The organism is Vibrio sp. SSH13-20 (assembly GCF_040104475.1).
Lineage (GTDB): Bacteria > Pseudomonadota > Gammaproteobacteria > Enterobacterales > Vibrionaceae > Vibrio > Vibrio harveyi.
In genome coordinates, this window is sequence record NZ_JBECOU010000002.1 from 427524 (window position 1) to 440347 (window position 12824).

General features: G+C 45.0%; 13 protein-coding genes. 10 read left to right on the forward strand and 3 right to left on the reverse strand.

Features of this window, described 5'->3' with window-relative positions; genetic code table 11:
* Window positions 1–25 precede the first annotated feature (25 nt).
* On the forward strand, window positions 26–1540 hold the full coding sequence (gene purF, locus ABMY42_RS07165; RefSeq protein WP_009698549.1) for an amidophosphoribosyltransferase: 1515 nt from the start codon (window positions 26–28) through the stop codon (window positions 1538–1540).
* Window positions 1541–1615: 75 nt separating this feature from the next.
* Here the strand turns inward: purF and ABMY42_RS07170 are convergent, their stop codons facing one another.
* The gene (locus tag ABMY42_RS07170) at window positions 1616–2491 is read right to left on the reverse strand and encodes a LysR family transcriptional regulator (protein ID WP_005452091.1); all 876 of its coding nucleotides are present in this window, start codon (window positions 2489–2491) and stop codon (window positions 1616–1618) included.
* Between the two features lie 284 nt (window positions 2492–2775).
* On the opposite strand from ABMY42_RS07170, the gene ABMY42_RS07175 reads away from it, so the two are divergent.
* The 7 genes from ABMY42_RS07175 to recR all read left to right on the forward strand — a co-directional run bounded on the left by ABMY42_RS07175 (window position 2776) and on the right by recR (window position 8598).
* A complete protein-coding gene (locus ABMY42_RS07175) occupies window positions 2776–3882 on the forward strand; it encodes a response regulator (RefSeq protein WP_005452090.1) in 1107 nt (368 codons plus the stop codon).
* Between the two features lie 227 nt (window positions 3883–4109).
* Window positions 4110–4241, forward strand: coding sequence for a hypothetical protein (locus ABMY42_RS07180; RefSeq protein ID WP_005452089.1), 132 nt, complete (start codon window positions 4110–4112; stop codon window positions 4239–4241).
* A gap of 15 nt (window positions 4242–4256) precedes the next feature.
* On the forward strand, window positions 4257–4661 hold the full coding sequence (locus tag ABMY42_RS07185) for a YbaN family protein (RefSeq protein WP_005452088.1): 405 nt from the start codon (window positions 4257–4259) through the stop codon (window positions 4659–4661).
* A gap of 166 nt (window positions 4662–4827) precedes the next feature.
* Complete coding sequence (gene apt, locus ABMY42_RS07190; RefSeq protein ID WP_005452085.1) at window positions 4828–5373, forward strand: adenine phosphoribosyltransferase; 546 nt, start codon at window positions 4828–4830, stop codon at window positions 5371–5373.
* Between the two features lie 8 nt (window positions 5374–5381).
* Window positions 5382–7556 (forward strand): DNA polymerase III subunit gamma/tau, encoded by a 2175-nt coding sequence (gene dnaX, locus ABMY42_RS07195; protein WP_349266161.1) that lies wholly within the window; start codon window positions 5382–5384, stop codon window positions 7554–7556.
* An 82-nt stretch (window positions 7557–7638) separates the two neighbouring features.
* Window positions 7639–7968 (forward strand): YbaB/EbfC family nucleoid-associated protein, encoded by a 330-nt coding sequence (locus ABMY42_RS07200; protein WP_005432961.1) that lies wholly within the window; start codon window positions 7639–7641, stop codon window positions 7966–7968.
* A 30-nt stretch (window positions 7969–7998) separates the two neighbouring features.
* Window positions 7999–8598, forward strand: a complete 600-nt coding sequence (gene recR / locus ABMY42_RS07205) for a recombination mediator RecR (RefSeq protein WP_017817816.1) — start codon at window positions 7999–8001, stop codon at window positions 8596–8598.
* Between the two features lie 53 nt (window positions 8599–8651).
* Here recR and aqpZ read toward each other — a convergent pair whose 3' ends face one another.
* Together aqpZ and ABMY42_RS07215 are read right to left on the reverse strand one after the other, a co-directional pair.
* Window positions 8652–9350 carry an aquaporin Z gene (gene aqpZ / locus ABMY42_RS07210; RefSeq protein WP_045489652.1) on the reverse strand — a complete coding sequence of 233 codons (699 nt, stop codon included), beginning with the start codon at window positions 9348–9350 and terminating at the stop codon, window positions 8652–8654.
* A 203-nt stretch (window positions 9351–9553) separates the two neighbouring features.
* On the reverse strand, window positions 9554–10813 hold the full coding sequence (locus ABMY42_RS07215; RefSeq protein ID WP_005452078.1) for an amino acid permease: 1260 nt from the start codon (window positions 10811–10813) through the stop codon (window positions 9554–9556).
* Window positions 10814–11128: 315 nt separating this feature from the next.
* Between ABMY42_RS07215 and ABMY42_RS07220 the strand changes: the two genes are divergently transcribed.
* Together ABMY42_RS07220 and ABMY42_RS07225 are read left to right on the forward strand one after the other, a co-directional pair.
* A complete protein-coding gene (locus ABMY42_RS07220; protein WP_005452076.1) occupies window positions 11129–11509 on the forward strand; it encodes a RidA family protein in 381 nt (126 codons plus the stop codon).
* Window positions 11510–11523: 14 nt separating this feature from the next.
* Window positions 11524–12801, forward strand: a complete 1278-nt coding sequence (locus ABMY42_RS07225) for an L-serine ammonia-lyase, iron-sulfur-dependent, subunit alpha (protein WP_009698544.1) — start codon at window positions 11524–11526, stop codon at window positions 12799–12801.
* The last annotated feature ends 23 nt before the right edge of the window (window positions 12802–12824 follow it).

A 12824-nucleotide genomic window follows, 5' to 3' on the forward strand; every position in this document is an offset into this window, starting at 1 on the left:
ACTGTCGCAAATCGAGGATTAGGACATGTGTGGTATTGTTGGAATCGTGGGCACAACGCCTGTAAACCAGTCTATTTATGACGCGTTAACGGTGTTACAGCATCGTGGCCAAGATGCCGCTGGTATTTGTACCATAGAAAGCAATCGTTTTCGTCTGCGCAAGGCGAACGGTTTAGTGAAGGATGTGTTCGAAGCAAGACACATGCAACGCTTGCAAGGTGAGGTGGGTATTGGTCATGTTCGTTACCCTACTGCAGGTAGTTCAAGCGCCTCAGAAGCTCAACCTTTCTACGTAAACTCTCCTTTCGGTATTACACTTGCCCACAATGGTAACCTGACAAACGCTCATGAAGTTCGTCAGAAGCTGTTTGAAAAAGACCGCCGCCATATCAACACCACTTCAGACTCAGAAGTGTTACTTAATGTACTGGCTCATGAAATCGACACCGTTAAAGGTAACGTGACTTCTGAAGACGTGTTCCGCGCGGTGACTAATGTGCATCGCACTATTCGCGGTGCATACGCAGTAACAGCGATGATCATTGGTCACGGTATGATTGCATTTCGTGACCCTCACGGCATTCGTCCTCTTTGTCTTGGCAAGCGAGAAGTAAACGGCAGAACCGAGTATATGGTGGCGTCAGAATCTGTCGCGCTGGATGCTGTTGGCTTCGATTTTGTTCGCGACGTGGCGCCTGGTGAGGCAATTTACGCGACATTCGATGGTGAGCTATACACTAAGCAGTGTGCTGACAACCCTAAGCTGAACCCATGTATTTTTGAGTTCGTTTACTTTGCTCGTCCAGATTCATTCATCGATAAGATTTCAGTGTACAGTGCTCGTGTTGAAATGGGTAAGAAGCTCGGTGAGCGTATCAGCGAAGACTACGCAGATTTAGACATCGACGTGGTTATTCCTATTCCAGAAACATCTTGCGATATCGCACTGCAAATTGCTCAAGCGATTGATAAGCCATACCGCCAAGGTTTTGTGAAAAACCGTTACGTAGGTCGTACCTTTATCATGCCGGGACAACAGCAACGTAAGAAGTCGGTACGTCGCAAGCTCAATGCGATCCGCTCTGAGTTCAAGGGCAAAAATGTCCTGCTAGTCGATGACTCTATCGTACGTGGTACGACTTCAGAGCAGATCATTGAGATGGCTCGTGATTCCGGTGCGAACAAAGTGTTTATGGTTTCTGCCGCGCCAGAAGTTCGTTTCCCGAATGTTTACGGTATCGACATGCCAAGCGCGACAGAACTGATTGCTCATGGACGCGATAACGAGACCATCTGCAAGCAAATCGGTGCGGATGCTCTGATTTATCAACGTCTCGATGATTTAGTCGAGGCAGTTGGTCTTGGTAACCAAGATATCACTACGTTTGATACATCCGTATTTAACGGTGAGTACGTGACGGGTGATATTGACCAGCAATATCTGGATTTCCTTGATGGTCTGCGCAACGATGATGCGAAAACACAGCGCGAAATCCAGCAAGACCTAGCAAACTTAGAGTTGCACAACGAAGGCGCTTAAATCGCACTTCTCAAGAGATAAAAAAACCAGAGCTTCGGCTCTGGTTTTTGTTTTCTATCGGCTTATGTTTTTAGCTTAGTGAATGTTGTAAGCAATCACGAAGTCGATGAATAAGCGTACCTTTTCAGGTAAGTGGTCTTTGTGGTTGTACAGCATGTAGATGTCACGCGGGTTTGCGCTCCAATCTGGTAGTACGCGCACAAGATCGCCGCTTTCGATGTACTCTTTGATCATCACGTCAGGCATCAAAGTAATGCCTAAACCTTCTGAACAAGAGCTACGAACCACGTTGAGTGCGTTTGCTTGAAAACGACCGCGCTCTACGTTCACCACAGACTCTCCTTTGCTGTTAATCAGTGTCCACTTGATAAGCGGTGAGCCTTTTAGCAAAGAGTGGTTAGAAAGCTCCTCAGCGTGATTTGGAGCTGGGTTCGCCGTTAAGTAGTCAGGGCTTGCAACCAAAATATCTTTTACTTCACCAATTTTGCGTGCAATCAGACTTGAATCACGTTGCGGACCGACACGGAAGATCACGTCCCATTCGGTCGGATCAAGTTGATCCGCATTGCTTTCCGTCGTCAACTCAATGTTGATATCTGGGTACTGCTTCATGAACGAATTGAACATTGGCATCATCATGCGCTTCGTCAGATTGTACGGCGCAGAAATTTTGATTTTGCCCGATGCACCGCGGCAGTCATCCGTAATTTCCTCAGCTGTCGAGGTTAGGCGTTGCAGCAGAGGTGAGCATTCATGGTAAAAGCGTTCTCCAGCTTCAGTGAGAGAAAGCTTACGCGCATGACGGTTCAGCAATCGAAGATTGACAGAGTCTTCTAGCGCTTGAATGCGTCGGGTGATGGTTGCCACCGGAATCATGGTTTTTCGCGAAGTTGCGGTATAGCTCCCATTTTCGACAACCAATCGAAACAGGTTTAGATCATCTAATTTCATATTTCCAGACACATTAAATTACCGTTTATGGCTAATTTATAATTAACTTTGTGATCAAAGTTTGCTTTAAGTCAACATGTTGCACCATTTGAACACAGCAGGACGCTCTTAGTAAATACTGATAAACCATGGAATATTTGTATAAACGTCAATTTAAGGCTACGGTTTATAACAAGGTGAAAGGGCCTGACGTCTTGCTGCACAACGTTTTGTAAGATGTGAATACAACAAAAATAATAACGTATAAATTTGTTTTTTGACTGAGCTTTGTGAGGTACAAAGGTATGTTTAAGACTCACGGTCAAACGGCAATGGTCTCGGCGCAGGAAGTGGTCAATCACAAGCTCATCATGTTGGTGGACGATGACCCCATATTTCGTAGAGTAACTAGTGCCTATTTAGAAAGTCAGGGTTACAAGGTAGTAGAAGCTGAAAACGGTTTAGAAGCACTGCAGCAATTGCGTGAGTGCGAGCCTGACCTTGTCTTATGCGACTTATCCATGCCCGTTTTAGACGGAATCGAGTTTGTGGAGGAAGTAAGCCTAGAATATCCATCGATGCCATTGATCGTGGTGTCAGGTACAGACGAAATGTCTGACGTGGCAAAAGCGCTTCGATTTGGTATCAAAGACTTCCTACCAAAACCTATTGGAAATTATCACCATCTCTCTCAAGCGATTGACAATACGCTGGAAGATTCGGACTGCCACTTTGCTGAACAACGAGATTTTTCGAGCCAGTGGTTCCGAGTTGATGATGGTGGAGAGATGCCAGATGACCAAGAGCTTCATTGGCATCTTGAGTATCTACAGCAAAACCCGAATGCAGCGCGTGATTTGTTGCACGCTCTATTGCCTGAGAAAGACACCTCTCAGGGAGATTGGAAGTGCTCGTACCGATTACTGCAATCGACAGACGTGATGCCATTGGTGTTTGACTACCGATGGTTAATGAACGGGCAATTTGCTTTCTACCTTGTGGATTCGGCTTCACTGCAGCAAGACGGCGTAGCAACCACATTACTGGTGAGAGCTCTGTTTGATGATTATCTACGCAACTTAAAAAGCTTTAGTGCCGATCTTAAAGACATGGTTGAGATCATTGAAAAGGGCATACAATGTTCAGAGTGTGCAGGTGCAGTAAATGCAGTGTTCGGCGTGGCTGATTTAGCATCATCGTCAGTCTCTATATTGCCGGCAGGTCTGGACAGCCAGTGGTCTGATGGACATGTTAATCAACACATCGCGGCCGGCAATCGTCTTGGTGATGGTAGTATGAAGAATTTTATTACCCGCGAACTTCCAATTACCACAGGTGGACAGCTTTCAATTGGCTGCTTAGGGACCTCAAGCTTTAGCCTAAACATTGTACGATTGAATCGTTTAATGTAATGAATTCAGAAATTCACGAGCAGCACTCATGTGCTGCTTTTTTTATTGTTTAAAATCCTATATCTTATTAATAATCATTCTCACAATAGCCTTACTTTTTGTTGGTGTTTAGCGTTTGCTGTTTAAGGTATAGTCAGCGCTTAAAACAATAATGACCCATTTGCGTAACGATAATTTAACGATATGTAATTGGGAGAAAGCTAAGTCAACAAGTGAGAAGAAGCATCATGGCAGACAAAGATTTTAAAGAGCCTTATAATATTTTTTACTTTTTAGGTTTCATTGCAGTTCTTTTGATCCCAACTTTACCTGCAACGCTAACCTGGATTCGCGTACTGAACGGTTACGCAGGTTTTTAATTAAACGATTGTTTTTTGGAGTCCACCATTCGTATTAAGCGTTACTTTTTCAATATTGCTGGTGGACTCTGCATGATACTTGGCATTGCTGGTATCGTCCTTCCATTACTTCCAACCACACCTTTTATTCTATTAGCCAGCGCCTGTTTTATGCGTGGTAGTCCTGCTTTTCATCGTTGGCTGCATGAGCATAAAACGTTCGGACCTATGCTAGAAAACTGGCACAAACACCGAGCGGTTACACGAAAAGTGAAGCAGCGTGGTGCTGTATTTATCGTGCTCAGTTTTACCGTATCTATTCTGGTTGCTCCCATTGTCTGGGTAAAAATTGCGCTTTTAGTGATGCTAATCGTTTTACTGAGCTGGTTTATGCGTCTACCTGTGACTGAGCTGGTTGCTGACCGAGAAGAAAATCACTAAGATTGTAGAGAATAGTGTGCCCGCTCTTCGAGTGGGCGTTTGTATTTTCAGCGCCTGTAACTTTTAAAATAATGAGTACGTCGCGCTGAAAACCTATTGTTTATTGCCCTCATATATACTGCGATAAGAACAGAGGGTGATGAGCCAATCTAAGTAAATCGGTATTATGACTACAGAAACAATTTCGCTGATCAAATCTAGCATCAAAAGCATCCAAGATTACCCAAAACCAGGCATTCTTTTCCGCGACGTAACTAGCCTACTGGAAGACGCAAAAGCGTACCAAGCAACGATTAACCTATTAGTTGAACGTTACAAAGACATGGGCTTCACGAAAGTGGTCGGCACAGAAGCTCGTGGTTTCCTATTTGGTGCGCCTCTAGCACTTGAACTGGGTGTGGGTTTTGTCCCTGTGCGTAAGCCAGGCAAACTACCTCGTCCTACTGTGGCTCAGTCTTATGAGCTTGAGTACGGTGTGGATACGCTAGAGATTCATACTGATGCAATCGTAGAAGGCGATAAAGTATTGGTTGTTGACGATCTGCTAGCGACTGGCGGTACAATCGAAGCAACAACAAAACTGATCCGTCAGCTTGGCGGTGAATTAGAGCACGCTGCGTTCGTTATTAACCTACCAGAAATTGGTGGTGATAAGCGCCTAGAAGGTCTAGGTCTTAACGTATACAGCATTTGCGAGTTTGAAGGACACTAATACATTCAATGAGTTATTTAGCTTTAGCGCGAAAATGGCGTCCTAACAAGTTTGATCAAGTGGTTGGACAAAGTCATGTCTTAACTGCTCTGGAAAACGCGTTAGCGCAAAATCGCTTACACCATGCGTACCTATTCAGTGGCACGCGAGGCGTTGGTAAAACGTCAATTGGCCGCCTGTTTGCTAAGGGCTTGAACTGCGAAACAGGGATCACTGCTAACCCTTGTGGGAAATGTGATACTTGTCGTGAGATTGATGAGGGTCGCTTTGTAGACTTACTTGAAATCGACGCAGCTTCTCGTACTAAAGTTGAAGATACTCGTGAACTGTTAGACAACGTTCAATACAAACCCGCTCGCGGACGTTTTAAAGTGTACCTCATCGATGAGGTACACATGCTTTCGCGCCACTCTTTCAACGCGCTGTTAAAGACATTGGAAGAGCCGCCAGAGTATGTGAAGTTCTTGTTGGCAACGACAGATCCACAGAAACTGCCAGTGACGATTTTGTCACGTTGTTTGCAGTTCCATCTTAAGCCAATCAGTGTTGATGATATCCATCAGCAACTTGACCATATTTTGGAAAAAGAACAAGTCTCTGCAGAAGCAAGAGCACTTGGCATGATCTCGCACGCTGCAGATGGCAGTATGCGCGATGCACTGAGCTTAACTGACCAAGCTATCGCCCTTGGTAACGGTACGATTCAAACTGACATCGTTAGCAATATGCTGGGTACGATTGATACAGACCAAGCTATCCATTTGCTAGAATCAATCAGTAGTAAGCAACCTCAACAAGCGATGGATAAAATCCAACTACTCGCATCAAATGGTGTAGAGTGGGATGGGTTACTACAGCAATTAGCTTCTCAGCTTCATCGTGTTGCGATGCACCAAGCTCTGCCTTCGACTTTGGACCAATCGCAGCCTGATGCTGAAAAAATTGAATTATTAAGTAAAGCTCTGACACCGCAAGATGTTCAGCTTTACTACCAGATCGCCTTGAAAGGTCGTGAAGACCTGACGCTGTCACCAAATGGTCGCGTCGGCATGGAAATGATTGTATTGCGTATGATGGCATTCCGTCCGTCAGCAAACAACAACGCAAACGTAATTTCTACCTCATCGCAGCCTCAAGTCGCGCCGACTGCGACAGTGAGCCAACCACAAATTGCTCCACAGCAGCAATCACCTCAACTGCAGCCATCGAAGCAACAAACACCTGCAGCACAAGCGCCAATGCAGCAGATGCAAAGCCGCCCAGCGCAATCAGCGCCACAGCATGCAGCTTCTCAACCGATGAGCCAACCAGCGACGCAGAACGAAGCGCCACAGTATCAACCTGAGTATCAGGGTGGATACGATATGGCACCACCGCAATATGACATGGCTCCACCAATGAGTGAGAATCCTGCGCCAACGCAGCACGCTCCTCAACAGTCTCAGCCACAACAAAGTGCGCCTTCTCGCGGTAATTTGAGTGGTTTACGTCATCAATTGCGCTCACAGCGTCAAGGACAACAACAAGCAACGGCTCCGACTGGTGGTCCAAAAAAGCCTAAAGCGGCACCTGCACAAAAAGAATCGGTTATTGACCGTTTAGCGCAATTGCATGGCAATTCTGCGCAGGTGTCGCCTAAATCTACTCCTCAAGCTGAAAATCAAGAGCCAGAGGATGAGGCATACCGTTGGCGACCAACAAAACCGGTCGAAAAGAAAGCCAATACGGAACTGACACCGACGCAGCTCAAACAAGCGTTAGAACATGAAAAAACGCCAGAAATGGCGCAAAAGCTGGTGGATGAATCTCTAGAAAGAAGTGAATGGGCGAATCTAATTAGCCAAATGGACACACCTAAATTGGTGGAACAATTGGCTTTGAACTCGCACTTTGATAAAGAAGGTTCAACGGTTTCACTACAATTAAGAGGCAATCAAGCTCACCTCAACACCGATAGAGCGCAGAGCGAGTTATTAAATGCTCTCAATACAGTGCTAGGGGAAGAGTGCCATTTAAGCATTGATGTCGGTGAAAATGGTGAAACCCCGCTAGAGTTAAGAGATAGGCTCTACCAAGAGAAATTACAACAGGCTCTGATCAGTTTAGAAAACGATCCACACGTACAGTTCATCGAACGTCGATTTACAGCAGAGCTTGATAAAGATAGTGTACGCCCTATCTAAAAATTGAACGGAATGGGGTTGAAAACGTAAAGTGATAACCCCATTAACAGATGCAACACCTAATTAAACCAGAGAGATAAACATGTTTGGTAAAGGCGGTATGGGCAACCTAATGAAGCAAGCCCAGCAAATGCAAGATCGCATGCAAAAGCTTCAAGAAGAAATCGCGAATATGGAAGTAACTGGCGAGTCTGGTGCTGGTCTAGTTAAAGTTACAATCACTGGCAGTCACAGTGTGCGTCGTGTAGAAATCGATGAAAGTCTGATGGAAGACGACAAAGAGATGCTAGAAGATCTAATCGCTGCAGCATTCAACGATGCAGCACGTCGCGTTGAAGAGACTCAAAAAGAGAAAATGGCTTCTGTAACTGGCGGTATGCAACTACCACCAGGTATGAAAATGCCATTCTAATCTGCTGAATTCTAACTAAGCGGATTTTCAATGCGTACCAGTCATATGCTGGAACAATTGATGGAGGCCTTACGTTGTCTACCTGGGGTAGGTCCCAAGTCGGCGCAACGTATGGCCTTTCATTTGTTACAGCGTGATAGAAAAGGCGGTCTGCAACTAGCAGACGCGCTGAGCCAAGCAATGACAGAAATCGGTCATTGCACCGAGTGTCGTACCTTCACTGAAGAAGAAATTTGTCATATTTGTACTAACCCAAAACGCCAAGAAAACGGTCAAATTTGTGTAGTAGAAAGTCCGGCAGACATCGCTGCAGTAGAAGCGACCGGTCAATACTCAGGTCGATACTTTGTACTTATGGGGCACTTATCACCGCTGGACGGAATTGGTCCAAGTGATATTGGTCTTGATGTTCTTGACTACCGTCTGCGCCGAGGTGATATTTCTGAAGTGATCCTTGCTACCAACCCTACGGTAGAAGGGGAAGCAACAGCACACTACATTGCAGAATTATGTAAAGAACACCAAGTCGACGCCAGCCGCATCGCACATGGTGTACCTGTAGGTGGTGAGCTTGAACTCGTAGATGGGACAACCTTGTCACACTCACTCTTAGGTCGACACAAGATTTAATAAAAAAGCCGCTGAATTCAGCGGCTTTTTTGATCTTGCGGTTTGATAATCAATTAGTCGTTTGATTCTACACCTAGAAGATTCTTATAGATAAGCGCACCTAAGATACCACCAACAATTGGTGCTACCCAGAATAGCCAAAGCTGAGAAACTGCCCAATCGCCAACAAATACGGCAACACCAGTACTACGCGCAGGGTTAACGGACGTATTCGTTACAGGGATACTGATCAAGTGAATCAGGGTTAAACATAGACCAATCGCGATAGGCGCAAATCCCTGAGGAGCACGTTTGTCGGTCGCGCCCATGATCACGATAAGGAACATCATTGTCATCACAACTTCTGTTACAAGTGCTGCTACCATTGAGTACTGACCTGGAGAATGTTCACCGTAGCCATTTGATGCGAAGCCAGAACCAACTACATCAAAGCCAGCTTGACCTGTTGCAATAACGTAGAGCACACCGCCTGCAATCACGCCACCAATCACTTGTGCGATGATATAAGGGATAACGTCTTTAGTCTCAAAACGACCGCCAGCCCATAAACCGACTGTTACAGCTGGGTTTAAATGACAACCTGAGATATGACCAATCGCAAATGCCATGGTGAGTACGGTTAAGCCGAACGCAAGAGAAACACCTAGTAGACCGATGCCAATATCTGGAAAGCCCGCAGCTAATACCGCACTGCCGCAACCACCAAGCACTAACCAAAAAGTACCAAAAACCTCTGCCATGTATTTATTCATGTTGTTTCCTATTTCGGATTTAGATTACCCGCTGAACATAGTAGAGAATTGTCAGAAAAGTGTGATTCGAAGCACGGAAATTAAGCGAATAACCAGATCGGCGGGTTTTTGTCTCAGATATGAAACGAAATACTCTATGAAGTGGAAACGTAGAGAACCTCGGTCATCATCATGAAGACGAATAACCGAGGTGAGAGGAAGGGTTAACTAAATGCGATGAAAGGTGAGATACACAGTAGAATACCTGTCGCAATGATTAGGTAGAGTGAAGCACCTTTGTATTTATGCAGTGAAGGAACTTGATACACCAAGTACGCAGGGATCAAACAACCAATCAAACCAAAGATCGGGCTACATATTGAAGTAAAACTCAATACTGGCAAGTTCAACACGATAGCGCCCCAAGCCATCAAAATAGCAAATAGAATGATGCCTTTGGTTACCAAATTACGGTTAATCTGCTCTTCAGGCATGACTTTCTTAAGAGCCAGCATTGCAAGACCTTGGCAAGAATCGCGGAACCCTAGGTACACCCCAAAGAACGCCGTCATAACAGAGAAAATGTTCAACATTAAGCTAAGCAATTTCAATGTTGTCCCGTCCATACCCTGTGCGACCATCGCTAATGCAGAGATGTTCTCTTCAGCTGCTTTTACTGCTTGATCGTGAGACATCGCAAGGGTGAACGAGATTGCATAGAAGAACACGGTGACAAACAGAATACCGAAAGCAATCTTCATCGCACGCATCGCTTTAAAACGCGCAACCTCAATTGATTTTTCTTTAGAGCGGTAAGAGATAACCATTGGGCTCAAGCTTTGAATAAACAAGATTGAAGTAAGAGTGAAGGGCAATAGTTCAATGGCGTCTTTCAAACCTGCACCTGCCGCAGGTACAGAGCCGACGTTAGCAAAGTCCCACTTTTCAATCATCATCACGCCAAGTAAGGCAACGGTACATAACTTGATCAAAACCAGACCAGTGCTCACTTTAAATAAGATCTTTTCACCACGTGACGCGATGGCCACTAAAGCACAAACTAAAGCAAGACCATACAGCGGGTTTTCCGACAATAGCCCCTTAGTGATGCCAAAGCTATGTAGGAAAGAGGCTGAGTCATTGTTGATTGCTGTGGAGTAAACGAACACCCAAATCACCAGCATGATGAAGTAGAGTATCCCCAACAGAGCCCCCCATTTATTTCCTAGGTACCCTGAAATGACACCAGCGTAGTCTTGGCATTTTGGTGACGTCGATAAGGTGTTAATGAATAATCGTTGGAATAAGTACATGGCAGGGTAACCAATAACTGCCGAAGCAAGGAATACCCAAATGCCCAGTACACCAACTTTTACAGGAAGAAAAACAATACCAGCACCGATTGCCATGCCGATACTCATGATCACCCAACCCCAGTCTGTGCTGTCAAACTTGGTTGCGGCTTTCCATTCTTCTACGGTCATTCCCGCCTTAACGTGAGGCGGCTCTTTGGTTATTGGAAGAGTTTGTGTAGGTACAGTAACGCTCATTGTCGTTGTCTCTTTGTTAGTATGAATTTTTCTCAAATCTATTTGAGAAAAAGAACAACAACAATTTTTTTGTGGAAAATTCAGATAAATTTGAGATCTCGGCAAAAATACTCAATAAAATCTGAAAAAAGATCGATTTATGTGATCTGAAGTAGTTGTTGTATTCGCATATAGTTGAAAGAATAGCTTTGAAATGAAAACTTACTTAAGAGTTTTCTTATTAAAACTAAAAATTATGTGAGGATTAAAATGAAAGAATTGATTACTTCAGAGCACGCTCCAGCTGCTATTGGCCCTTATTCGCACGGCACTGCTTACGGAGACTTGATTTTTACGTCTGGTCAACTGCCAGTTGATAGTGCAGTAGGCAAAGTAGTTGAGGGGGGCATTACTGCTCAGAGTCATCAATCTTTGACGAACCTAAAACACGTCTTAGAAGCAGGCGGTGGCAGCATTGACACTGTTTTGAAAACAACTTGTTATTTGGCGAACATCAGTGACTTTGCTGAGTTTAACAAAGTCTATGCTGAGTTCTTTAATAAAGAGTGTCCTGCGCGCAGCTGCTTTGCGGTAAAAGATCTTCCGCTAGGCGTATTGATTGAAGTTGAAGCGATTGCTTGCAAAAAGTAATACGGAGAAAAAACATGAATCAGCAATGGAACCAATATATCCAAATCATTAAGCAAGTTGTAAAACCTGCACTCGGATGTACAGAACCCATTGCTGCTGCATACGCGGCAGCAGTTGCAAAACGTGAGCTTGGATGCCAGACCCCAGAGATGATAGAAGTCCGTGTCTCTGACAATCTATTTAAAAACTCAATGGGAGTTTATGTCCCTGGAACCGGAAAGATTGGTCTAAAGATTGCCGCATCTGTAGGTGCGTTGGCCGGCGACCCTAATGCCGAATTGGAAGTTCTTGCCCATATTAATCAAGACAATGTGACTGCTGCTCAACAACTGATTGATGAAGAGCGCGTTAGCGTTGCGCGCATTGATACCCAAGAATTCATCTTTTGCAGCGTCACCATGACTGCTGGAGAAGACACGGTATCAGTGACAATCAGTGGTGGACACACCAACATTATTCAGATCACTCACAATGGCAAAGTGACATTTGATGCGCCCCAACAGCAACGAGTTGCAACTGGGTCTGTTTGTGAAGGTGTGGACATCTCTATCAAACAAATCTACGACTTTGCACTTAAAGCGCCTTTTGAAGAGATCAAATTTATCCTACAAGCGGCCGAGCTCAACAGCTCATTAGCGCAAGAGGGTATCGATAATGGTTATGGATTGGAGATCGGTCGTACATTAAAAGGTAATATCGAGCAGGGGTTGCTTGGTAATGATTTGATGAGCCGTATCCAAATGATGACCTCTGCCGCCTCGGATGCACGTATGGGGGGAGCTACGCTACCAGCCATGAGTAACTTTGGCAGTGGTAACCAAGGTATTGCGGCTACTATGCCAGTGGTCATTGCAGCAGAGGTTTTCCAAAGTACTGAAGAGCAATTAGCTCGTGCGTTAATCATGAGTCACTTAGGTGCGATTTACATTAAATCGTACTACCCACCGCTATCGGCGTTTTGTGGTAATACGGTCACCAGCGCCGCAGCTTCCATGGCGCTAGTATATTTGGCGGGAGGTTCGTTTGAACAGTCATGTTATGCGATTCAGAACGTGATTAGCGATAGTTCGGGCATGGTATGTGATGGGGCGAAATCGTCCTGCGCGATGAAAGTCTGCACTTCCTCTACCACCGCAGTACGCTCATATTTGATGGCTATGGGTAACCACAGCGTGAAGAATCAAGGTATAGTAGGTAACGAAGTCGAACAAACGATTAGAAATGTAGGCTCGATGGTTAGACTCGGTATGCCGTATACTGACAAATCTATTATCGATATTATGTCAGCCTAGCCTCAACGTTTTTGCTAAGGGAA

Coding starts and splice junctions, on each gene's coding strand:
- purF (WP_009698549.1), top strand. CDS start 26: ATGTGTGGTATTGTTGGAATCGTGGGCACAACGCCTGTAAACCAGTCT.
- ABMY42_RS07170 (WP_005452091.1), bottom strand. CDS start 2,491: ATGAAATTAGATGATCTAAACCTGTTTCGATTGGTTGTCGAAAATGGG.
- ABMY42_RS07175 (WP_005452090.1), top strand. CDS start 2,776: ATGTTTAAGACTCACGGTCAAACGGCAATGGTCTCGGCGCAGGAAGTG.
- ABMY42_RS07180 (WP_005452089.1), top strand. CDS start 4,110: ATGGCAGACAAAGATTTTAAAGAGCCTTATAATATTTTTTACTTTTTA.
- apt (WP_005452085.1), top strand. CDS start 4,828: ATGACTACAGAAACAATTTCGCTGATCAAATCTAGCATCAAAAGCATC.
- dnaX (WP_349266161.1), top strand. CDS start 5,382: ATGAGTTATTTAGCTTTAGCGCGAAAATGGCGTCCTAACAAGTTTGAT.
- ABMY42_RS07200 (WP_005432961.1), top strand. CDS start 7,639: ATGTTTGGTAAAGGCGGTATGGGCAACCTAATGAAGCAAGCCCAGCAA.
- recR (WP_017817816.1), top strand. CDS start 7,999: ATGCGTACCAGTCATATGCTGGAACAATTGATGGAGGCCTTACGTTGT.
- aqpZ (WP_045489652.1), bottom strand. CDS start 9,350: ATGAATAAATACATGGCAGAGGTTTTTGGTACTTTTTGGTTAGTGCTT.
- ABMY42_RS07215 (WP_005452078.1), bottom strand. CDS start 10,813: ATGACCGTAGAAGAATGGAAAGCCGCAACCAAGTTTGACAGCACAGAC.
- ABMY42_RS07220 (WP_005452076.1), top strand. CDS start 11,129: ATGAAAGAATTGATTACTTCAGAGCACGCTCCAGCTGCTATTGGCCCT.
- ABMY42_RS07225 (WP_009698544.1), top strand. CDS start 11,524: ATGAATCAGCAATGGAACCAATATATCCAAATCATTAAGCAAGTTGTA.